The following is an 18,521-nucleotide window of genomic DNA, read 5'->3' on the forward strand; positions in this document are numbered from 1 at the left end:
GCCGCCGTCCGCCACGCAACCGCGCAGACCGGCGCAGGCTTGGCCAGCGCGGCGCGTCGGCCGACAGCGGCGCGGCTGGCGCCATAGCCACCGATCCGAGATGGCTGATTTTCGATAACCGAGAAGTGTGGGCACGACGAGAGCCGTACCCGACTTGCTCTCCCGCAGCTGTCCACCGAATCCGCAGGCCCTCGTTCGTGGGGCCTGGCTGTGGTCCGGTCTCAGGAAGTTCGACACCGATCTGACCTGCGCGGATGAATTGCTGAACAAATCTCATGGCGACATCCGTACGGGGACTGGGCTGGTTGCGTAATCCCTGCCTCCTCATGGCCCGATTGTCTGACCTCACTCGGCCGAGTCAAGGGAAAGAGCGCCCTTGACACGACCTCCCTCAGCTCAGGATGGCCAGTATGAGGAAGCAGGGGAAGGGAAGTCACCAGGGGCATACCGAGGAGCAAAAAGGCACCGGAGCCGTCGATACGGGCCGAAACTGAACGACACTCATCAGCACATACGGCCAGCTCATCGGCACCACTCATCACCACCCGGTATCGCGGTTCTGCGCTGATAACGAAGAGGTCGGAGGTTCAAGTCCTCCTAGACCCACAGATGGACAACCCGATCTGTTCCGAAATCCGGTCATACCGCACGGAACGGGTCGGGTTTTCTGCTGTCGGGCGCCGGTTCCGCCGGGGCGTCCGGGCCGGTTGCCGTACCGGACAGCGAGAGTGCGCGAAGTGCGCAGAGCCAGCCGATTCCGCCGAGCACCATACGTGGGTAGTTCAGGGTGGTCCAAGTGGTGATGAAGGATTCCACGTGTTCGGGGGTCCATTGCTCGCCTTCGGACTGGAACGAGAGCATCTGCGGTACGAAGTAGAGGTAGCTCGACAGCGCATAGCAAGTCATGAGGGCGGCGGCGGCCAGCCACCAGCGCCGGAAGGCGACCGGGGTTCGCCACGCGAGGTAGAGGTTGACCAGGGCGAGCAGTGCCACGGCCGGAGAGACGAAGGGCCAGAAAGCGCGTCCCGCGCGATGGAATCCCGATTCGGTCATCGCCTCGTGTGCTCCGACGGTGGGAACGTCGGTCCACTGCGGGATCACGCCGAGTTTCTCGTACCACCCTGCGCCGAACTGGATCCCGACGAAGATCACCAGCAGCCACAGGGGTATTGCTCGTTTGGTACTCATGGTTCGTTCTCCTGACCGCAATAGTCTCTATATAAGAGTTTCTCTGATTCAGAGAGATTAGGACGAGGAGGCTGCCCATGACATCGGGGAAGACCCGGAGCGAGACCCTGACTGCGCTCCAGCTGGCATTTCGAGCCCAGTCCAGCGGGACCGTGCTGCTGCATTCGGCCATCGCGAACCGGCTGGGGATCGGGATCACCGATCTCAGTTGCCTGAATATCCTGACCATGTACGGGCCGCAGACCGCCGGGCAATTGGCCGGCCGGATCGGTATCACCCGAGGGGGTGCGGTCACCACGATGATCGATCGCCTCGAAACCGCGGGATTCGTACGGCGGGAACGTGATCCCGCCGATCGCCGGCGAGTGCTGGTGATCGTGCAGGACAGGGCGCTACAGGAGGTCGCGCCCATGTTCGGAGAGCTCTGGGAAATGCTCGGACAGCAGTTCGCGGCGCGCACCGACGCCGAGCTCGCACTACTGACAGATATCGTCACCGAAAGTGTGGCGGCGCTCGATCGGGCCCGGGAAAGTCTGCGTGAACAGCGCTGACCGATACGGGCCTGAGTGGGCGCAAAACGGTGAAGCCACTAAGCTATGGATATGAAATACGTTCTCACCATCGGAATTGTCGCTGCGGTTCTCATCGGTATCAACAAGCTGCGCCAGCGTGACGACGCCGACCTGTGGCACGACGTCACTACGCGCTGATCCCACCCGCGGACGACGTACTGCGCCGTCGCCGCCGGACCCGGTGACAGCCGGGTCCCTGTGATCACGGCCGGGCCAGTAGTTCGATGACCGAGTACACCTGTTCGGTGGTCGGTGTCGGCAGATTGTCCCGGCCGTGGATCAATCCGAGGCCGATATAGACCATTGCGCCCGCTCGCAGGCCGGCCTGATTCTCATCGAAGCCCAGATCCAGCATCGTTCGGTAGACAGTTTCGAATACGCGCTGGTCGAGATTGCGTACCGCATCGGCCACCTTGGGATTGCCGCGTGACCATTCCCGCACCGTGGTCTCCACCATCCAGTGTCGGTGATCGACGAGCATCGCCGCCATTTTCTCGATCCGTTCCTCCACCGGGATCGCCGCGAAGGCCCCCAGCTCGCGTACGGTTTCGCTCTGCACCGCGCTCCAGCGGTCGGCCATCGCCGCCATGAGCTGCTCGATATCGTCGAAATGCCAGTAGAAGCTACCTTTGGTGACACCCAGCTCCTGGCACAACCGCGGGATCTTGATCGCCCCGACGCCCTCGCGGGACAGGAGATTCAGCGCGCCGTCGACCCAGTCGTCGTAGGACAGCCGGGCGGTGCTCCGCCGCCGGGTCTGCTGCGCGCGAGCCTTTTTCGAGCGGGGTCGCGGTGGAGCCGTCCGATCGTCGGGCGAGTCGGAATGCGAAGCGGTGGACGAACCCGCCGTCATCGGTCCGACAGGTCAGCGCTGAGTCTCATACTCCGATGGTAGGGGAGGTGGTCGGCGGCCTCGGCGGATTCGCCCATCACGGTCGGCTCCCGCTCCGGAAGGGGACTATGTGTCTCCTTCGATCGGCTGCCGGATTGCCCTGTTCAAAATCCGTACCTTCGAGTACGGTATTTCCATACTTTTGAGTATGGATTGGCGCGCTGCCGTCGCGGCGCACCGGTACAGTCCCGGGCGGTCGGCGAGCGGCCGCGCGGGGGAGGGGAACAGTCATGTCGATACCAGCAGTGACGCCGGTCGAGGAGACAGCGGCCGAGCACTGCCCGACCGCCTTTCGCTACTGGCAGGCACGCGCTACTCCGGCGGTCCGGCGGCTCGAACGGTTCTTCCGGACGGTGACGGGCTCGGCGCTGTTCCCGACCGACGAGCAGGCCCGGGCGCTGTGCGCGGATATGTTCGCCGGTGACCCGGTCGCGGAACGGTTCGTCGCCGAGGTCATGCGTGGCGAGAGCGGCCGCGATCGCGGCCGGCGATCGCTGGAAACCGCACTGTGCGAGGGAATCGGCGCCGTTCCCGATGCTCCGGACTCCATGCGCGCGCTGTTCGACGAATTCGAGACGGTGCCCGACTGGGTCCAGCCGGAGCTGGTCGAACGCGGCGCCGCGGTCTGGCGGCGCTGGGGCACCGTGCTGTTCAGCTTCGCGGGGGCCGAAACGCTGGAGATGTACACCGAATCCGCGGTCGCCACCCCGCTTTCGCTGGCGGGCGGCTACGCCGGCGACAGCGCACTGCGCAGATTCCTGGAGACCTGCCGGTTCTGGATGGATGTCTCCCAGCCCGGAGCGCTGCTCACCCCGGGCTCGCAGGGGCGGGCCACCGCACTGAAGGTGCGGATCATGCACGTCTCTGTGCGCGCGGGTGTACAACGGCATCCGGAATGGGAGAACGACCGGTGGGGGCTGCCGATCAGCCAGACCTATCAGCTGCTCACGTTGATCGCCGGCAGCACCATCCCGGGGATGGGGCTGTGGGCGCTCGGTTACCAGACGACTCCCGCCGAGTTCCGGGCGCTGCTGCACTTCCAGAAGTACATGGGATACCTGCTGGGCGTGCGGCTGAGCTGGCATCCGGAAACCGTGGCCGATACGCTCCGCGTGATGGCGATGACGATGGTCGCCCGCGCTCACGATGCCGGTGCCCAGGGCGCCGAACTCATCGAGTCCTATCCCGCGGCCTTCGCGCCGCGACCGGAGCAGCGCGGTCTGGCCAGGCTCCGGGCGCACTACAACTACCGGATCAACTCCGCGTACTCGGCCCTCTATATGCTGCCCACCACCCGCCGTAACTACCGGATGCCGTCGGCCTTCCCCTGGCTGCTGATCCCCATCGCCCGGATCCCGCTGGTCACCGCCGTGGAATTCCTCCGCCGGATCCCGCCGGTCGGCCGGGTGCACGAGCAGCTCATGCTCTGGCACCGGGAGAACTGGTACCGCGAACAGATGCAGGGCCGTGAGGCGGAGTTCGAGGCAACCGGTGCGTTGCGGCGGTGACCAGTGCCGACAGGTAGTCTTGTTTGACGGTGTACGTGCCGGAACGCTACTGTTTCGCAGGCGACTCGCGGCGCAAACCGCCCCGGGGCCTTAGCTCAATTGGCAGAGCACTGCCTTTGCAAGGCAGGGGTTAGGGGTTCGATTCCCCTAGGCTCCACTCGACAACGTCTCCGGCCTGCTTCCCGTGGCCGGGGACGTTCTCTGTTTCGGCCCGGCGCGGCACGTTCGCCGTTACGCAGAGGCGGGTCCGGGCCCTGACCGGTTCCGCGCATCCGGTGCGAATCAGCCTGCCGCGCTGAGCCTGCCGCGGTGCCGATCGCCCCATTCCTCCAGCGGCCGGAGCGCTTCGGCGAGCTCTCGGCCCAGCGGGGTCAGGGAGTACTCCACCCGGGGCGGTATCTCGGGATAGACGGTGCGGTGGACGACCCCGCTCGCTTCGAGGTGGCGCAGATTCTCGGTCAGCACCTTCTCGCTCACCCCGGTAAGCGTTCGGCGGATGTTCCCGAACCGCTGCGGGCCCTCGCCGAGAATCCACATCAGGTGCATCTTCCACTTACCGCCGACCACTTCGATGGCCAGGGACATACCGCAGATCTCGTGATCCACATCACCGGATACGGCCACGGCGTCCTCCTGACCTCGTTACGGACCTCATGGTGAGCAACCCCACCCGCAAGTGCGTTCTTCCCGACTCTACCTGCGGCGACGAATATCGGGACCGGCGCCGAAACCGACTGAACCATTACCGATGAGAGGTTGTTCCGATGTCTCAGCACAACAGCCCATCCGTCACCGTGATCGGGCTGGGTCCGATGGGCCGGGCGATGGTACGGGCATTACTGGCGGCCGGTACCGAGGTCACCGTGTGGAACCGTACCGGTGCGAAAGCCGACGAGTTGGTCGCGCTGGGCGCGAAACGGGCCGCGACGGTAGCCGAAGCGCTCGACGCCAACGAGGTGATCGTGCTGAGCCTGACCCATTACGACGCGATGTACGACGTGCTCGGTCCGGCCACCGACCACCTGTCCGGAAAGGTGATCGCCAATCTGTCCTCGGATTCGCCGGACAAGGCGCGCGCCGGGGCGGCCTGGGTGCGTTCCCACGGTGGCGAGTTCCTGTCGGGCGGATTCATGTCCGCGGGCGACAACATCACCCACCCGGCGTCCTATGTTTTCTACAGCGGACCACGTGCGGTTTTCGACGCGCACGCCGAACTGCTGCGCCCGCTGAGTCCGCAGGAGTACATCGGTGCCGACGACGGGCTGGCCCAGGTGTTCTACCAGGCGCTGCTGATCACATTCCATCCGTGGATGCTGGCCTTCGATCAGGCTCTGGCAGTGATCGAACAGTCCGGCAGCGATATCGACAAGTTCCTGCCCTACGCCCAGCGTTCCAGCGAGGCCTACCCCTTCTTCATGGCCGAGTACGCGGCGGCGGCGAAGAACGGCGGCTGGGGAGATCTCGCGTCGTTCGCGATGATGGACGCCGGGGCGCAGCACATCATCGATGCCAGTGAAGAGGTAGGGGTGGACGCCACGCTTTCCCGTACGGCACAGGGTTTGTGGCGCCGGGCGCGGTCGGTCAGCGAAGCGGCCGGGCGCCCGGTGTCGATCTTCGAGCTGCTGCGTTCCGGCGCTTCCTGACCGCGCGGCATCGCGCTCGCCCGCACCGGATGCTCGGCCGTATCGGTGGCCGAGCACCCGGTGTCCTATCTATCTGCGATGGCCCGCATCGGGATTCGTCTGCCGAGCCTTCTCGGCGATCTCCTCCGCGTACTCCTGATGGCCCACGCCGGGGAGCTGTTCCAGCGTGAGGCTTTCGATATCCCAGCGCGGCCGGGAATCGGCGATGAACCGGATGGCGTCGCGGACGTTTCGCTCGCCGGCCGGTTTACCGATATGCGCCGACGGCGTATGCAAACGGAACCAGCCGAGCAGATCCGCGGCCGTGCCCTCGATACAGGTGGCGGTGACGCTATCGCCGGAATCGGCCGCATCCGGGAGCAGCAGACTGGTCGGGGAAACGCCGAGGGCGACCGCCAGCGCCATCAGGTCGTCCACGTCGACCCGGCGTTCGCCCCGCTCGATACGCGACAGACCGAGTACCGGGATCGGGCGTCCGAGGGCCTCGAGGCTGCGCGCCAGATCGGCGTAGCCGAGGTTCATACGATTGCGATACCGCGCGATATTGACCCGAACGGTATTGCCCGTCGCGCCGAGCGGGTTCTTCTTGATCACCACCTGAACAGGTTCATCTATCGAAATGATCGCGTCAAGAATCGTTTCGATGTACCGATCGGTAAGGGCTGTTCGCCCTCTCCGGCGCTGAAATCTATCAACTTGATAGCTATCGAAACGATGCTGTGACACATCTTTTCGATAGCTCGAGAGTCGGCTGTCAACTCGAGCGGGTCGCGGTCACATAGGCCTGCGGAGCGGTCTCACCCTCGTCGGCCCTGCGGTCCAATCGGAGATCGACGGTGAAGCCGGCGGTGTCGAGGGAGTCCACCAACTCGTCGGTCCGGATCCGGTGGAAGTCCAATGAGATGGTCCGGCCGAACCCTTCGTCCAGATGCAGGATGTCGGAGCCGGTCTGAAAGGCCAGCAGTAGTTTTCCGCCGGGCCGCAGCACTCGCCGGAACTCCGCCAGCACACCCGGGCGCTCCGCCGGGGGGATATGGATGAGCGAATACCAGGACACGACACCGGCCCGAGTCCCGTCCGGGATATCGAGTGCGGTCATCGAACCGACTTCGAACCCGATCTCCGGGAAAGAATTGCGCGCCATATCCACCATCGCGGGGGAGAGGTCGATCCCGTGCACCCGGATTCCCTGTGCCGCCAGGAACGCGGCGACCCAACCGGGACCGCTGCCGATATCGGCGACGGGTCCGGAATCTCGCACCGATTCGGCGAACGCCGTGAGAACCGCGTGGTTCCAGAAGTTCTGCTCGAGGTATCCGCCGAAATGCTCGGCGTAGGCGGTGGCGATCGCGTCGTAGCCGGCGCGAGTACGTGAGAGGAAACAGGATTCGGTCACCGCGACGACAGTAGTGTCCGGCGCGGCGGCGGAGGCGACCGTGACCTTTGCGGTGCCAGGGCGTAGGTTTGGTGGTGTCGACCCTGACGGAACGAGCGGAGAAGACCTGGTAATGCCTGCTTCGGAATACGGCGGGCCCGGGATCGACGGATCGGACTGGAGACGCGGACGAGTTTTCTGGTTCGACTCGGAGAAGGGCTTCGGCTACATCAAACCCGACGACGGAACCGATCAGGTATTCGTCGAGTACCGGTGCATAGAGACAGACGGCTATCGCACCCTGCACGCCGGCCAGCCGGTGCTGTTCGTCAGCACGTCCCGGCCCCGCGGTCACGAGGCGGTGACGGTCCGGCCCGAGGCGGGCGCCGCGCTACCCGAGACCGCCCGGGGTGGCGACCACGTCGAGCACTAGCGCCGGACCCCCATCGCGCCACAGGTCGGTACCGGCCAGCCCACGGCCGCGGACGCCAGTTCGCGGTCGAACGCGGCCGCGGTGTCAGCGGCGAACGGGACGGCCGATCGGGTGCGCAGATCGACGTGGACCGCGGTGAGCTCGAGAGTGCAGCTGAGTCGCCGAGTGGTGTCGTTGACCAGCAGCGCCATGGCGTGGACGACCTTTTCGGAGCGGTCCACGCCGCGTACGTACACCGAAACCTCTTCACCAATCCGGGTTTCGGAGTAGTACCGGATATGGTGCTCGCCGGTGAAGAAACCCGTGCCCCGTTCCGTGCGGTACTCGTCGGTGATACCGACTCGATCGAAAACCCCCGTCGTGGCCCGCACGCACAGATCGAAGTAGTGCGCGATATTCATATGGTCGTTCTCGTCGCGGTAGGAATCCGGGACAGTGATCGGCCCCAGCTCGCGGGAAAGCGCCACGACCTGGTCGTAGCCGGGAATCGATATCGCCCCCGTCATGATCGGCTCCTTTCGCCGGCGGCCGGTTTACAGGTACACAGAGCGGCCCCGGATCCCTGAGGACCCGGGGCCGGCTACCGCTTGTTCAGAGCGGTCGCACGTCGATGACCTTACGCAGCCGCGCCTTATCGCGTTCGAGCCGGCGGGCTTCGTAGGCGATGGGGAAATAGCGCAGGCGTTCGGGTAGCAGCGGCACCAGTCGCGCGAGGAACCAGCCCAGGATCCGGAGTTTGCGTTCGTCGGACTCGCTCCAGGTCAGACCCAGCTTCTTCCGTGCTGCCTCCGGGGTGGTGCCCACGGTGACGAAATACTGCATACGACCGAACGGGCCGGTCAGCGTCCGCCACGCCGGGTGCAGGGCCCGGGGCAGCTGGGTGGGCGGGGCGATGGTCCGGATGACCTTCAGGTAGTCCTTCGAGGTCTGGGTGGCCTCCAGGTGGTTCGCCACCTGATCGGCGAAGAACTTCTCGAAATCGGCGTAGGTGGCCGGTAGTTCCTTGGGCGGTACCGAGAAGTTGCGCATCAGCTGGAGGGCTTCGCGGTAGTAGTCCTCTTTTTCGGCGGCGGTGAGCGGCCGCTTCGCGAAGTACTTCGCGTTCTCGGAGAACGCGAAGGTGCCGGTGTGCAGCACCCAGGCCCACGGGCCGCTGGACAGTGCCGTATGCCGGACGCCTTGTGCGTCGGTGGTGTTGAGGGTGGTGTGCATCTTGCGGAGCCGGTCGGTCTCGCCCAGCGATTCCTCGCCGCCGTAGGTCCACATCATCACCGCGGACAGACTGCGCATCGCGCGGCCGATCGGGTCGGTGCGGAAGGTGGAGTGGGCGTCGACCACCGCGGAGATGGTGGGCTCCATGGTCTGCAGGAGAAATGCCGAGCCCGCGGTGAGGGAGAAGGTGATCAGCCCGGTCTCTTCCCAGGTCCGGGTGCCGGGACCGAATGGACGACGCTCCGCCGGAGCGGGCGTATCGATGGCTGCGACAGACGCGGTCATGCGGATCTCCCTTGATCTACTGCATCGAGCTGATGAGACGATAATACTCCAAATCTCTCACCATTGCGTCGAATGGCGAGGCGGGGTACCGGGTGGATCTGCGGAAACGGCCGGTGCGTGGTGGATCCGGGAATATCCGCGGAGCGGAACGGTCGCGCTCCTGGAGACTGTCCGGCCGACGAAGGAGGGGTCCGGATATGAGAGCGGGCCTCGGCGAAGGGGGGGAGTTAGCCGAGGCCCGCGTAAGGTCGGCCCGGGGGGGAGGGGCCGACGGAACCGATCCTACGCGATCTCGTGGAATTGCGCGCACAAGGGGCCCAAGAGTTTCGAACTTTTTCCGTCGCTCGTCACAGTGCTGTGAATGGATAAGAGCCTCGAGCTGCTGATCGTTCAATTATTCTGCTGGACAATCGAATTGGACTTCTGGACCAGTGTATTCCGCCCAGCGGAACACGGAGCTGCGCGGCGCTTCCCGGCTGCGCTGCGCGGTGCTGCCGGGGCCGGACTTGTCGGACGGTGCTGTCACTATGCCGCTGTGCACTATGAGCATGCGCACGGCCGTCCCCGCTGCCGTGCCTCCCCCCCCGATCGAGTGACGGCGGATACCGAATCCAAAGGGTGCTGCGCGCGACGCGGCGACCGGTCGTGAGATGTGTCGAGGCCGCGGCTCGTACCGGGAGGTCGTCGCAGAACCGGATAAATCGGATGAAAACGTCGGAGGCGGCGACGATACTGCACGGTGTCGGCCCGGTTTGCCGAAGCGCTCCAGGTCGGTGGCCGATCCGCTGCCGGCGATATACGACCAGTCCCCGACCCACATACTCATTCAGGAGAATCATGCCCGACGCAATAGTCGCCGAGGGTCTCGTAAAACACTACGGCCGCCGGGTACGCGCACTCGACGGCCTCGATCTGACCGTGCCCGAGGGGACTGTCACCGCTCTGCTGGGACCCAACGGAGCCGGTAAGACCACCACCGTGCGAGTGCTCACCACGCTGCTGGTGCCCGATGCCGGACGGGCGACCGTCGCCGGGATCGATGTACTCGCACACCCGCGAGCACTGCGGTCCCGGATCGGTGCTTCGGGCCAGTACGCGGCGGTCGACGAATATCTGACCGGTTTCGAGAACCTCGAGATGGTCGGGCGGCTGTACCACATGGGGACCCGGCGCAGTAAGGAACGCGCGCGCGAACTGCTCGAGCGGTTCCGCCTCAGCGATGCCGCCGATCGCCCGGTCCGCGGCTATTCCGGGGGTATGCGCCGCCGGCTCGATCTGGCCGGTGCGCTGGTGGCGAATCCGCCGGTGCTGTTCCTGGACGAACCCACCACGGGCCTCGATCCCCGGGCCCGGCTCGACCTCTGGGATGTCATCGAGGAACTGGTCGCGGGCGGTACCACCCTGCTACTGACGACCCAGTACATGGAAGAGGCCGACCGCCTGGCGGATGCCATCGCGGTGATCGACCGGGGACAGGTGATCGCTCGCGGCACCGCCGACGAGTTGAAGAGCATGGTCGGCGGTGACCGGATCGAATTGACGGTCGATCACATCGACAATCTGACTGTCGCGCAGCAGGCGCTCGCGCCGCTGGCCGACGGCGATATCCATCTCGAACCGGGTCTGCGCCGGCTGGTGGTCCCGGTCAGTGACGGTTCCCAGGCGCTGGTGGCGGCCATCGGCAGGCTGTCCGACGAAGGAGTGAAGATCCAGGACGTCGGGCTGCGCAGGCCCTCACTCGACGATGTGTTCCTCACCCTCACCGGGCACGAGGCCGAGGACGACCCGGGTGGAGCCGACCGCTACGAGCAGGACAGACGGTCCGGCGACGAGCGTCGACCGCCCGCCGACGGCGAAGTCGGTCCGGCGCGCGCGGTGGAAGCGATCGAGGCGATGGAAGGGAAGAACAGATGACCGCGCTGGTAACCGTCGGCGATACCGGGGAGACCCCCACCCTGGTCGAACGACTTTCCATGGTGGTCAGCGACAGCCTGACCGTCACCAAGCGCAATGTGATCAAGATAAAGCGAGTACCCGATGTGCTGATCTTCAGCACGCTCTCGCCGATCATGTTCGTGCTCTTGTTCGCCTATATCTTCGGTACCGCCATCGAAGTGCCCGGCATGGAGGGCGGCTATCGCGAGTTCCTGATCGCGGGCATCTTCGTGCAGACGGTGGTGTTCGGGTCGACCTTCACCGGACTCAGCCTGGCCGAGGATATGCAGAAGGGCATCATCGATCGCTTCCGGTCGCTACCCATGGCCCCGTCCTCGGTGCTGATCGGGCGCACCGTCAGCGATGTGGTGATCAACGTGGTGAGTCTGGTGGTGATGTCGCTGACCGGGCTGATCGTGGGCTGGCGGATCCGTGGGTCGGTACTGGACGCGATTCTCGCCTACGTCCTGCTCCTGCTGTTCGCCTACGCGATCTCCTGGATCATGGCCGTGGTCGGCCTGATCGTGCGCACACCCGAGGTGTTCAACAACGCCAGTTTCATGGTGATCTTCCCACTCACCTTCCTGGCCAACACCTTCGTGCCGATGGACGAACTGCCGACACCGCTGCGAGTGTTCGCCGAATGGAATCCGGTCTCCGCGCTCACGCAGGCATCCCGCGAACTGTTCGGTAACGCCGTGCCGGCAGCACAGACCCCGACGGCCTGGTCGATGCAGCATCCGGTGGTGACCACCCTGGTCTGGGTGATCATCATCCTGGCCGTATTCGTACCGCTGGCACTGCGGCAGTACCGCACGACCGTCAGCCGCTGAGCTCGGTCAGCTCTCGGTGGCCCCGGTATCGTCCGGGGCCACCGGGGCGCTGTTGCGCGTGTAGCCGATCCGGGGCGGGGCGGGGGCGGGTTCGGGCGGTTGCGGGCGCTTGCTGCGCACCAGCCACGCGGTACCACCCGCCGCCGCCACCGTGGCAGCGGCCAGCAGCCGATAGCGCAGACGACTGGATGGACGCAGTGGCCTCGAACTCATGGCTCAACTCTGGCACAGCCCGGCCGATAACGCAGACCGGCAGGTCAGAGCCTCGGCGCCGGTATCGATCGCGAGTACGGCGCGCCGCGCGCCGCGCGTACCCGTGGCACGATGGGCAGGTGAGTACGACACGCCCGGCCGGGTCGGGAGCACGCCGCGAGATCTGCCCGACGACCAACCGGAGCCCGCGGTGAACCCCCAGCAGCCGTCGCCGCCGGCCCAGGTCTGTGTCCGGCATACCGACCGCCCGACCGGACTGTCCTGCACCCGGTGCGGCCGTCCGGCCTGCCCGGAATGTCTGCGTCCGGCCTCGGTCGGACAGCACTGCGTCGATTGCCTGCGTGCCGATCAGCGCAGTACCCCGCAGGTCCGGACCGTTTCGGGGGCGGTGGCGGCGCGTAATTCGGTGCCGTTCGTCACCTACACCCTGATCGCGCTCAACGTCATCGTCTACGCCGTCACCGCGGCGCAGTCACGCAGCCTGATGAACAACCAGCGCGGATCGGGGCTGTTCGTGGACTGGGTCATGTACCCGCCCGCGGTGGCCGGTGGCGACTGGTTCCGGGTGATCGGTTCGGGATTCCTGCACTACGGGCTGATCCACCTGCTGCTGAACATGTTCGCGCTCTATATCGTCGGCCGCGATATCGAGCTGGTGCTGGGCCGCGCCCGCTATCTGGCCGTGTACCTGATCTCGCTGCTGGGCGGATCGGCCGCGGTGATGCTGCTGGCCCAGGACAATCTGACCGCGGGAGCCTCCGGTGCGGTGTACGGACTGTTCGGGGCGATCACGGTCATCCTGATCAGGTTGCGCCAGAGCCCGAACAATATGCTGATCCTGATCGCGATCAACGTGTTCATCAGCTTTTCGCTGCCGGGTATCTCGCTGTGGGGTCACCTCGGCGGTCTGGCCGCGGGCACCCTGGCCACACTCGGGATCATGTTCCTGCCCGCCTGGGTGCGGGCCCGGACTCCGGAGCGGGCCAGATCGGTCGGTGTGGTCGCGCTCACGGTGCTGACGGTCGTGGCCCTGGCGGTGATAGCGCTGGCATCGTCGTCCATGCGCTGACTCCGGGTCCCGGGAGTATCGCCGGGTGCACCGGCGCATGTTTTACGTGAAACATGCCGTCGCCGGCCCGGCATCGGGCCGGGGCGGCTTCGGCCGCCGCACGGCGCTCAGTGCGCGGAGCTTCCACGCAACCGCAGTTGCGTGCGCAAGATGTCGTAGACATCCTCGGGGCTCGTACCCAGATCCCAGCGTCCGAAGATGAGCAGTCGCTCGGAGCCCAGATGATCTACGTCGATCTCCAGCATCGGCGATTTGCGGCCGAGCCGGCGATAGCCCACCACCCGGGCACGCAGGATCTGCTCACGGGTGTACTCGGTGACGCCCGTGAGGGTGCGCAGTACCAGCCGCGGGTTCGCGCCGGGCACCACCGCCAGTCGCGGCCGTTGCCGCAAGCCGAGCCCGGCGAGGCCGACGAGTACCAGGGCGGCCACACCGAGCAGGAACTTACCGGGCACCTCGGTGGTCAGTACCGCCGCGACCGCGAGAACCACACCGCCCCCGGCCGCCGCTACCAGCGCGGGCAGGGGAGTTGTCCAGGTAAGACGCGGTTCGGGGCTCTCGGGCTGCACGCGGTGTCCTCCCCGTTCTGGTCGAGAGTTATCCACAGGTCTATCCACAGGTGTGCATTAATTACACCGGTGTAATCCTGAGTGCGATGCCGCTAGCGCCACCGCATCGTCATGATCAAACCGACCACCATCAGGCCGAATCCGATCAAGAAGTTCCAGGCGTTGAGGTTGCTCATCCAGCTGATCTGATCGGCCGCGAGGTAGTAGACCAGCAGCCATACCAGGCCGGCCAGCATGAAGCCGAGCATGATGGTGACGTACCAGACGGGCGATGGACCGACTGCCTTCACCTTCACCGGCGTGCGGCTGGCGGGGTTGATCGTGTAGTCGGTCTTCTTCCGGACCTTCGACTTGGGCATGATGTCCTCGTGTTCAGCGTGCAGGTCGTATTCCAAGGCTATCCCACCAGGTAATCGGTGTGATGCCCAGCGGCCGAACCGTACGCTCCGGGCAGGTGGACCGGGCGGGATCCGGCGGGCGCGTGAGGCGGTGGACGTGCGGCCGCGCCGCCGCGCGACGGACGTGTGGACCGATCCCGGCGCACCCGTATTCTCCACGTCGGTCCTCACCACACGACGCGGGTGAACCGCTCGCGCCACGACCGCGGGCCGGGCCGGGTGCTCCGGTGGGCGAACACGTAATCTTTGGGGATGCGTGTACTGGTCGTCGACAACTACGACAGCTTCGTGTTCAACCTGGTGCAGTATCTGGGCCAGCTGGGCGTCGAGGCAGTGGTCTGGCGCAACGACGACGCGGAGCTCGCGGACCCCGGGGCGGTGGCCGGTGAGTTCGACGGAATCCTGATCAGCCCCGGTCCCGGCACCCCGGAACGCGCCGGCGCCAGTATCGACCTGGTCCGTGCCTGCGCCGACCGCGGCACTCCGCTGCTGGGCGTATGCCTGGGCCACCAGGCCATCGGCGCGGCCTTCGGCGCCACGGTGACCCGGGCTCCGGAACTCCTGCACGGTAAGACCAGCTCGGTATTCCATATCGGCACCGGGGTCCTGGCCGGACTGCCCGACCCCTTCACCGCGACCCGCTATCACTCGCTGACCGTGGTGGAGAAGACATTGCCACCCGAATTCGACGTCATCGGCCGTACCGAGAGCGGGATCGTGATGGCCCTGCGTCACCACGAATTGCCGATCCACGGCGTCCAATTCCATCCGGAGTCGGTACTCACCCAGGGCGGTCACCGGATGCTCGCCAACTGGCTGGAGGTCTGCGGCGCGCGTCCCGAAGAGGGGCTCGTGCAGATGCTGGAAGCGGAAGTCGCCTCCCTGGCCGTCTGACACGAAACCGGGCGGCCGAATCATCGGCCGCCCGGTTTTCCCGTTCAGTGACTCACCCGGGTGCGGGTCAGGGGGGACCCAGCGGAAGTACGCCGGTGTTGACCGTCACCGTCGTCGAGGAGGGGACGGTGGTTCCGGCGGAGGGCTGCTGGCTGAGTACCTTGCCGGCCTGATCGGAGTTCAGCGTGATCTGCGTGATCTGCCGTACCTGGTTCGCACTGCCCTGCCAACCGCTATCGCGCAGCTTGTCCACGACCTCGGCGGTTGTGAGGCCGACCAGGTTCGGCATCGAGATGCGATCGCTCTGCGCCACCTGGACGGTGACCGTGGAACCCTCGTCCGCGGTCGAACCGCCGGCCGGGCTGGTGGACAGGACCTCCCCCCGCGGACGCGCGGACTGGACCTGCTCCACCACGATCTTGAACCCGCTGCCCTCCAGATTCGGCTGCGCCACATCGATCAACTGACCGACCACATCCGAAACCCGGATCTGCTTGGGACCGCTGCCGACGGTCAGCGTGACCTGGCTGCCCGCGTCCATCTCGATACCGGGCGAAGGATCCTGGCCGATCACCTTGTCCTTGTCCTGGGTACTGGACGGTTCCCGCTTGATCTCCGTGTTCGCCTGCAGGCCGACGTTGTTGAGCTCTTGTTCGGCGTCCTGCTGGGAGAGGCCGGTGAGGACGGGAATCGGCACCTGCTGGGGCCCGGTGGACACCTGCAGGGTGACGGTGCTGCCCTCGTCGGCTCGTGAGCCGCCCAGCGGCAGCGTCGCGATCACCTTGCCGGTACTGATCTTGGGGTCGGGTTTCTCCTGGACGGCGACATCGAAGCCGAGCGAATCGAGCTTCTGCTGGGCCTCGCTGGCGGTGGTGTTCGACAGATCCGGAACGGCCACCTGATCGGGCCCGCTACCCGGTCCGATCAGCACCCAATAGAGCCCGAAGGCCGCCACCAGCGCGGCGACCACACCGGCGGCGATATACGCCGTCCGGCGGGGCCGGCCTCCGGAATCGTCACCGTAGTCGTCGTAGTCGTCGTTGTCGGCCCGGTGATAGCCGCGGCCGGAGCCGTCCGCCGGACCGAGCATGGTGGTGCGATCTTCGTCGGTCATCACCATCGGCGCACCGGGCTTCTGACCACCCAGCACCCGGATCAGGTCCGCACGCATCTCCGCGGCGCTCTGATAGCGGTTCGCCGGATTCTTGGCCATCGCCTCGAGTACGACCGAATCCAGCTCCCGGGGCACCCCCTCGTAGACGAGCGAGGGCAACCGGGGATCCTCCCGGACGTGCTGGTACGCGACGGCGACCGGTGAGTCTCCGGTGAAAGGAGGTTGTCCCGTGAGGATTTCGAACAGCACACAGCCGACGGAGTACACATCGGAGCGGGCATCCACCGTCTCGCCGCGAGCCTGCTCCGGGGACAGGTATTGGGCTGTGCCGATCACGGCCGCGGTGGCGGTCATCGGATTGGCGGCATCGGCGATCGCGCGTGCGATACCGAAGTCCATCACTTTCACGGCACCGGCCCGGTTGATCATGATGTTGGCCGGTTTCATATCGCGGTGCACGATTCCGGCCTTATGGCTGAAATCGAGCGCCGCGCACACATCGGCGATGACCTCCATCGCGCGCCGAGGTGCGATGGGCCCCTCGTTGCGCACGATATCGCGCAACGTATCGCCGTCCACGTACTCCATCACGATGAAGGGCAGCGGACCGCCGTCGATCTCGGCTTCACCGGTGTCGTATACCGCGACGATCGCCGGATGGTTCAGGGCCGCCGCGTTCTGTGCCTCCCGTTTGAAGCGGAGATAGAACGTGGGATCGCGGGCCAGATCGGCGCGCAGCACCTTGATCGCGACATCGCGGTTGAGCCGCAGATCGCGGGCCTTGTGGACTTCGGACATACCGCCGAACCCGATGATCTCGCCCAGCTCGTAGCGAGAGGAGAGATTCTTCGGGGTCGTCATGGCTGTCCTTGTGGCTCATCGGCCGGCTCGATGAGGTGGGTGGTGTTCCCGATGGTCGGGAAGGGGATATCGATATCGGGGACCGGCGGGCGGCGACGCGTGGTCGTCTCCTCCTGCTCGTCGGTGGTTTCTTCGCTGGCCGTCGTCTCGGTGGTGCTGGGCGCGGTCGATGTGGTGGTCGGCGGCGGGGTCGTGGTGGTCGCCGGTGGCGGCGTCGTCGTGGTGACCGGCGGCGGGGTGGTCGTGACTTCCTGCGTCGGAGTCCAGACCGGGGGTTCGGTCACCACGTAGGTGGTGGTGACCGGTGGCGGTAGCGGACGGGTGGTGGGTGCCGTGGACGAGGTGCCCGGCGGGGTCCCCTCCGGGTTGGTGTCACCGCCGAACAGCAGCCACAGCACAGCTCCGCCGAGCAGCAGCGCGCCGATACCCAGCGCGATCATCCATTTCTGGTTCTTGTTGAGGGTGCCGCCCGCGCGGTCGTCCCGGTAATCGTCGTCGCCGGGGTCGTTCATCCCGCGGTCCATCGCGGTCGCCGGCCCGGCCATCGCGGCGGGCGGCGTGTTGTAGCGCACGGTCGCGCCCTCGTCGAAACCAGGTGGCGGTGCGGAGATCACACTGGTGGCCCCGGTCGCGGGGAGATTGCGCGGCGGGGGCGGCCGGCGGCCGGAACGCACCGCGGCGACCGCCTCGGCGAATTCGCCGCCGTCGGCATAACGCTGAGCGGGATCCTTGGCCAGGGTTATCTCGACCAGTTCCCGCACATTCGGTGGCAGATCCGCGGGCAGCGGCGGCGGCACATCGCGGACATGCTTCATCGCGACGGTGAGCGCACCGTCACCGGTGAACGGCCGCTGGCCCGCGAGCGCCTCGTATCCGACGACACCGAGCGAATACACATCACTGGCTGCCGTGGCGTCTTCACCGACCGCCTGTTCGGGCGCGATGTACTGCGCCGTACCCATCACCATGCCGGTCTTGGTGACCGGTGAGGCGTCGACTGCCTTCGCGATACCGAAATCGGTGATCTTCACCTGTCCGGTGGGAGTGACCAGGATATTTCCCGGTTTCACATCGCGGTGCACCACACCGGCCAGATGCGCCACCTGTAGCGCGCGACCGGTCTGCTCCAGCATGTCCAGACCCTGGGCCACGGACAACCGGCCGAGCCGGTTCAGCACAGTGTTGAGCGGTTCACCCTGAACCAGCTCCATCACCAGATAGGCCGTCTCGCCGCCCTGGGGATCGTAGGTTTCGCCGTAGTCGTAGATTCCCGCGATACCGGAATGGTTCAGTTGCGCGGTGGTCTTCGCCTCGGTACGGAACCGGTGCCGGAAGGTCGGGTCCGCCGAGAACTCGGATTTGAGGACCTTGACCGCGACCCGGCGATCCAGCCGGGTGTCCAGGGCTTCCCAGACCTGGCCCATACCGCCCGTGGCGATAAGCCGCTGCAGCCGGTAGCGGTCCGCGATCAACGCGCCGTTTGTCAGCATCGGGTTCCCCGCAGATTCACTTGCACATCCATCTCGT

20 protein-coding genes and 2 tRNA genes are annotated in these 18,521 nt (G+C 66.0%); 10 read left to right on the forward strand and 12 right to left on the reverse strand.

Features of this window, described 5'->3' with window-relative positions:
* Positions 1-537: 537 nt before the first annotated feature.
* Positions 538-606, forward strand: a tRNA-Ile gene (locus ACWEWT_RS29275).
* A 33-nt stretch (positions 607-639) separates the two neighbouring features.
* Here the strand turns inward: ACWEWT_RS29275 and ACWEWT_RS29280 are convergent.
* A complete protein-coding gene (locus tag ACWEWT_RS29280; RefSeq protein WP_452563768.1) occupies positions 640-1,188 on the reverse strand; it encodes a DUF1772 domain-containing protein in 549 nt (182 codons plus the stop codon).
* 77 nt (positions 1,189-1,265) lie between these two features.
* Between ACWEWT_RS29280 and ACWEWT_RS29285 the strand changes: the two genes are divergently transcribed.
* Positions 1,266-1,739 carry a MarR family winged helix-turn-helix transcriptional regulator gene (locus ACWEWT_RS29285; protein WP_452563770.1) on the forward strand — a complete coding sequence of 158 codons (474 nt, stop codon included), beginning with the start codon at positions 1,266-1,268 and terminating at the stop codon, positions 1,737-1,739.
* Positions 1,740-1,962: 223 nt separating this feature from the next.
* Here ACWEWT_RS29285 and ACWEWT_RS29290 read toward each other — a convergent pair whose 3' ends face one another.
* On the reverse strand, positions 1,963-2,613 hold the full coding sequence (locus ACWEWT_RS29290; protein WP_452563771.1) for a TetR/AcrR family transcriptional regulator: 651 nt from the start codon (positions 2,611-2,613) through the stop codon (positions 1,963-1,965).
* Positions 2,614-2,882: 269 nt separating this feature from the next.
* On the opposite strand from ACWEWT_RS29290, the gene ACWEWT_RS29295 reads away from it, so the two are divergent.
* Together ACWEWT_RS29295 and ACWEWT_RS29300 are read left to right on the forward strand one after the other, a co-directional pair.
* Complete coding sequence (locus ACWEWT_RS29295; RefSeq protein WP_452563773.1) at positions 2,883-4,160, forward strand: oxygenase MpaB family protein; 1,278 nt, start codon at positions 2,883-2,885, stop codon at positions 4,158-4,160.
* Between the two features lie 84 nt (positions 4,161-4,244).
* A tRNA-Ala gene (locus ACWEWT_RS29300) sits at positions 4,245-4,317 on the forward strand.
* 125 nt (positions 4,318-4,442) lie between these two features.
* Here the strand turns inward: ACWEWT_RS29300 and ACWEWT_RS29305 are convergent.
* Positions 4,443-4,745 (reverse strand): winged helix-turn-helix transcriptional regulator, encoded by a 303-nt coding sequence (locus ACWEWT_RS29305; protein WP_452563868.1) that lies wholly within the window; start codon positions 4,743-4,745, stop codon positions 4,443-4,445.
* 179 nt (positions 4,746-4,924) lie between these two features.
* Here ACWEWT_RS29305 and ACWEWT_RS29310 point away from each other — a divergent pair, with 179 nt between their 5' ends.
* Positions 4,925-5,803: an NAD(P)-dependent oxidoreductase gene (locus ACWEWT_RS29310; RefSeq protein WP_452563775.1), complete on the forward strand. Its 879-nt coding sequence runs from the start codon at positions 4,925-4,927 to the stop codon at positions 5,801-5,803.
* A 69-nt stretch (positions 5,804-5,872) separates the two neighbouring features.
* Here the strand turns inward: ACWEWT_RS29310 and ACWEWT_RS29315 are convergent, their stop codons facing one another.
* Both ACWEWT_RS29315 and ACWEWT_RS29320 read right to left on the reverse strand, forming a co-directional pair.
* The gene (locus ACWEWT_RS29315; RefSeq protein WP_452563776.1) at positions 5,873-6,400 is read right to left on the reverse strand and encodes a helix-turn-helix domain-containing protein; all 528 of its coding nucleotides are present in this window, start codon (positions 6,398-6,400) and stop codon (positions 5,873-5,875) included.
* Positions 6,401-6,557: 157 nt separating this feature from the next.
* Positions 6,558-7,199, reverse strand: a complete 642-nt coding sequence (locus ACWEWT_RS29320) for a class I SAM-dependent methyltransferase (protein ID WP_452563778.1) — start codon at positions 7,197-7,199, stop codon at positions 6,558-6,560.
* A gap of 112 nt (positions 7,200-7,311) precedes the next feature.
* On the opposite strand from ACWEWT_RS29320, the gene ACWEWT_RS29325 reads away from it, so the two are divergent.
* Positions 7,312-7,611, forward strand: coding sequence for a cold-shock protein (locus ACWEWT_RS29325; protein WP_452563780.1), 300 nt, complete (start codon positions 7,312-7,314; stop codon positions 7,609-7,611).
* Here ACWEWT_RS29325 and ACWEWT_RS29330 read toward each other — a convergent pair.
* Together ACWEWT_RS29330 and ACWEWT_RS29335 are read right to left on the reverse strand one after the other, a co-directional pair.
* Positions 7,608-8,117, reverse strand: coding sequence for an acyl-CoA thioesterase (locus ACWEWT_RS29330; RefSeq protein WP_452563781.1), 510 nt, complete (start codon positions 8,115-8,117; stop codon positions 7,608-7,610). The two genes, ACWEWT_RS29325 and ACWEWT_RS29330, sit on opposite strands and share 4 nt — an antisense overlap.
* An 85-nt stretch (positions 8,118-8,202) precedes the next feature.
* The gene (locus tag ACWEWT_RS29335; RefSeq protein ID WP_452563783.1) at positions 8,203-9,108 is read right to left on the reverse strand and encodes an oxygenase MpaB family protein; all 906 of its coding nucleotides are present in this window, start codon (positions 9,106-9,108) and stop codon (positions 8,203-8,205) included.
* A gap of 837 nt (positions 9,109-9,945) precedes the next feature.
* Between ACWEWT_RS29335 and ACWEWT_RS29340 the strand changes: the two genes are divergently transcribed.
* Entirely contained in the window at positions 9,946-11,022 is a 1,077-nt protein-coding gene (locus tag ACWEWT_RS29340) for an ATP-binding cassette domain-containing protein (protein ID WP_452563785.1), read from the forward strand.
* A gap of 59 nt (positions 11,023-11,081) precedes the next feature.
* Complete coding sequence (locus ACWEWT_RS29345; RefSeq protein WP_452563870.1) at positions 11,082-11,876, forward strand: ABC transporter permease; 795 nt, start codon at positions 11,082-11,084, stop codon at positions 11,874-11,876.
* 6 nt (positions 11,877-11,882) lie between these two features.
* Here the strand turns inward: ACWEWT_RS29345 and ACWEWT_RS29350 are convergent, their stop codons facing one another.
* Entirely contained in the window at positions 11,883-12,089 is a 207-nt protein-coding gene (locus ACWEWT_RS29350) for a hypothetical protein (RefSeq protein ID WP_452563787.1), read from the reverse strand.
* 190 nt (positions 12,090-12,279) lie between these two features.
* Here ACWEWT_RS29350 and ACWEWT_RS29355 point away from each other — a divergent pair, with 190 nt between their 5' ends.
* Positions 12,280-13,158 carry a rhomboid family intramembrane serine protease gene (locus ACWEWT_RS29355; protein WP_452563872.1) on the forward strand — a complete coding sequence of 293 codons (879 nt, stop codon included), beginning with the start codon at positions 12,280-12,282 and terminating at the stop codon, positions 13,156-13,158.
* 107 nt (positions 13,159-13,265) lie between these two features.
* On the opposite strand, the gene ACWEWT_RS29360 is transcribed toward ACWEWT_RS29355, so the two are convergent.
* Positions 13,266-13,727 carry a PH domain-containing protein gene (locus ACWEWT_RS29360; RefSeq protein WP_452563789.1) on the reverse strand — a complete coding sequence of 154 codons (462 nt, stop codon included), beginning with the start codon at positions 13,725-13,727 and terminating at the stop codon, positions 13,266-13,268.
* Between the two features lie 92 nt (positions 13,728-13,819).
* Positions 13,820-14,086 carry a cell division protein CrgA gene (crgA, locus tag ACWEWT_RS29365; protein ID WP_063125759.1) on the reverse strand — a complete coding sequence of 89 codons (267 nt, stop codon included), beginning with the start codon at positions 14,084-14,086 and terminating at the stop codon, positions 13,820-13,822.
* Between the two features lie 291 nt (positions 14,087-14,377).
* On the opposite strand from crgA, the gene ACWEWT_RS29370 reads away from it, so the two are divergent.
* Entirely contained in the window at positions 14,378-15,019 is a 642-nt protein-coding gene (locus ACWEWT_RS29370) for an aminodeoxychorismate/anthranilate synthase component II (protein WP_452563791.1), read from the forward strand.
* 67 nt (positions 15,020-15,086) lie between these two features.
* Here the strand turns inward: ACWEWT_RS29370 and pknB are convergent, their stop codons facing one another.
* Entirely contained in the window at positions 15,087-16,994 is a 1,908-nt protein-coding gene (pknB, locus tag ACWEWT_RS29375; protein WP_452563793.1) for a Stk1 family PASTA domain-containing Ser/Thr kinase, read from the reverse strand.
* On the reverse strand, positions 16,991-18,484 hold the full coding sequence (locus tag ACWEWT_RS29380; protein WP_452563795.1) for a serine/threonine-protein kinase: 1,494 nt from the start codon (positions 18,482-18,484) through the stop codon (positions 16,991-16,993). Before ACWEWT_RS29380 ends, pknB begins: the two co-directional genes overlap by 4 nt.
* Between the last annotated feature and the right edge of the window lie 37 nt (positions 18,485-18,521).

The organism is Nocardia sp. NPDC003963, assembly GCF_053605105.1.

Bases quoted from the DNA above. Each gene is read 5' to 3' on its own strand.
- ACWEWT_RS29310 (WP_452563775.1), top strand. From the start codon at position 4,925: ATGTCTCAGCACAACAGCCCATCCGTCACCGTGATCGGGCTGGGTCCG.
- crgA (WP_063125759.1), bottom strand. From the start codon at position 14,086: ATGCCCAAGTCGAAGGTCCGGAAGAAGACCGACTACACGATCAACCCC.
- ACWEWT_RS29325 (WP_452563780.1), top strand. From the start codon at position 7,312: ATGCCTGCTTCGGAATACGGCGGGCCCGGGATCGACGGATCGGACTGG.
- ACWEWT_RS29285 (WP_452563770.1), top strand. From the start codon at position 1,266: ATGACATCGGGGAAGACCCGGAGCGAGACCCTGACTGCGCTCCAGCTG.
- ACWEWT_RS29370 (WP_452563791.1), top strand. From the start codon at position 14,378: ATGCGTGTACTGGTCGTCGACAACTACGACAGCTTCGTGTTCAACCTG.
- ACWEWT_RS29340 (WP_452563785.1), top strand. From the start codon at position 9,946: ATGCCCGACGCAATAGTCGCCGAGGGTCTCGTAAAACACTACGGCCGC.
- ACWEWT_RS29380 (WP_452563795.1), bottom strand. From the start codon at position 18,484: ATGCTGACAAACGGCGCGTTGATCGCGGACCGCTACCGGCTGCAGCGG.
- ACWEWT_RS29350 (WP_452563787.1), bottom strand. From the start codon at position 12,089: ATGAGTTCGAGGCCACTGCGTCCATCCAGTCGTCTGCGCTATCGGCTG.
- ACWEWT_RS29295 (WP_452563773.1), top strand. From the start codon at position 2,883: ATGTCGATACCAGCAGTGACGCCGGTCGAGGAGACAGCGGCCGAGCAC.
- ACWEWT_RS29290 (WP_452563771.1), bottom strand. From the start codon at position 2,613: ATGACGGCGGGTTCGTCCACCGCTTCGCATTCCGACTCGCCCGACGAT.
- pknB (WP_452563793.1), bottom strand. From the start codon at position 16,994: ATGACGACCCCGAAGAATCTCTCCTCTCGCTACGAGCTGGGCGAGATC.
- ACWEWT_RS29345 (WP_452563870.1), top strand. From the start codon at position 11,082: ATGGTGGTCAGCGACAGCCTGACCGTCACCAAGCGCAATGTGATCAAG.
- ACWEWT_RS29335 (WP_452563783.1), bottom strand. From the start codon at position 9,108: ATGACCGCGTCTGTCGCAGCCATCGATACGCCCGCTCCGGCGGAGCGT.
- ACWEWT_RS29280 (WP_452563768.1), bottom strand. From the start codon at position 1,188: ATGAGTACCAAACGAGCAATACCCCTGTGGCTGCTGGTGATCTTCGTC.
- ACWEWT_RS29305 (WP_452563868.1), bottom strand. From the start codon at position 4,745: ATGTCCCTGGCCATCGAAGTGGTCGGCGGTAAGTGGAAGATGCACCTG.
- ACWEWT_RS29330 (WP_452563781.1), bottom strand. From the start codon at position 8,117: ATGACGGGGGCGATATCGATTCCCGGCTACGACCAGGTCGTGGCGCTT.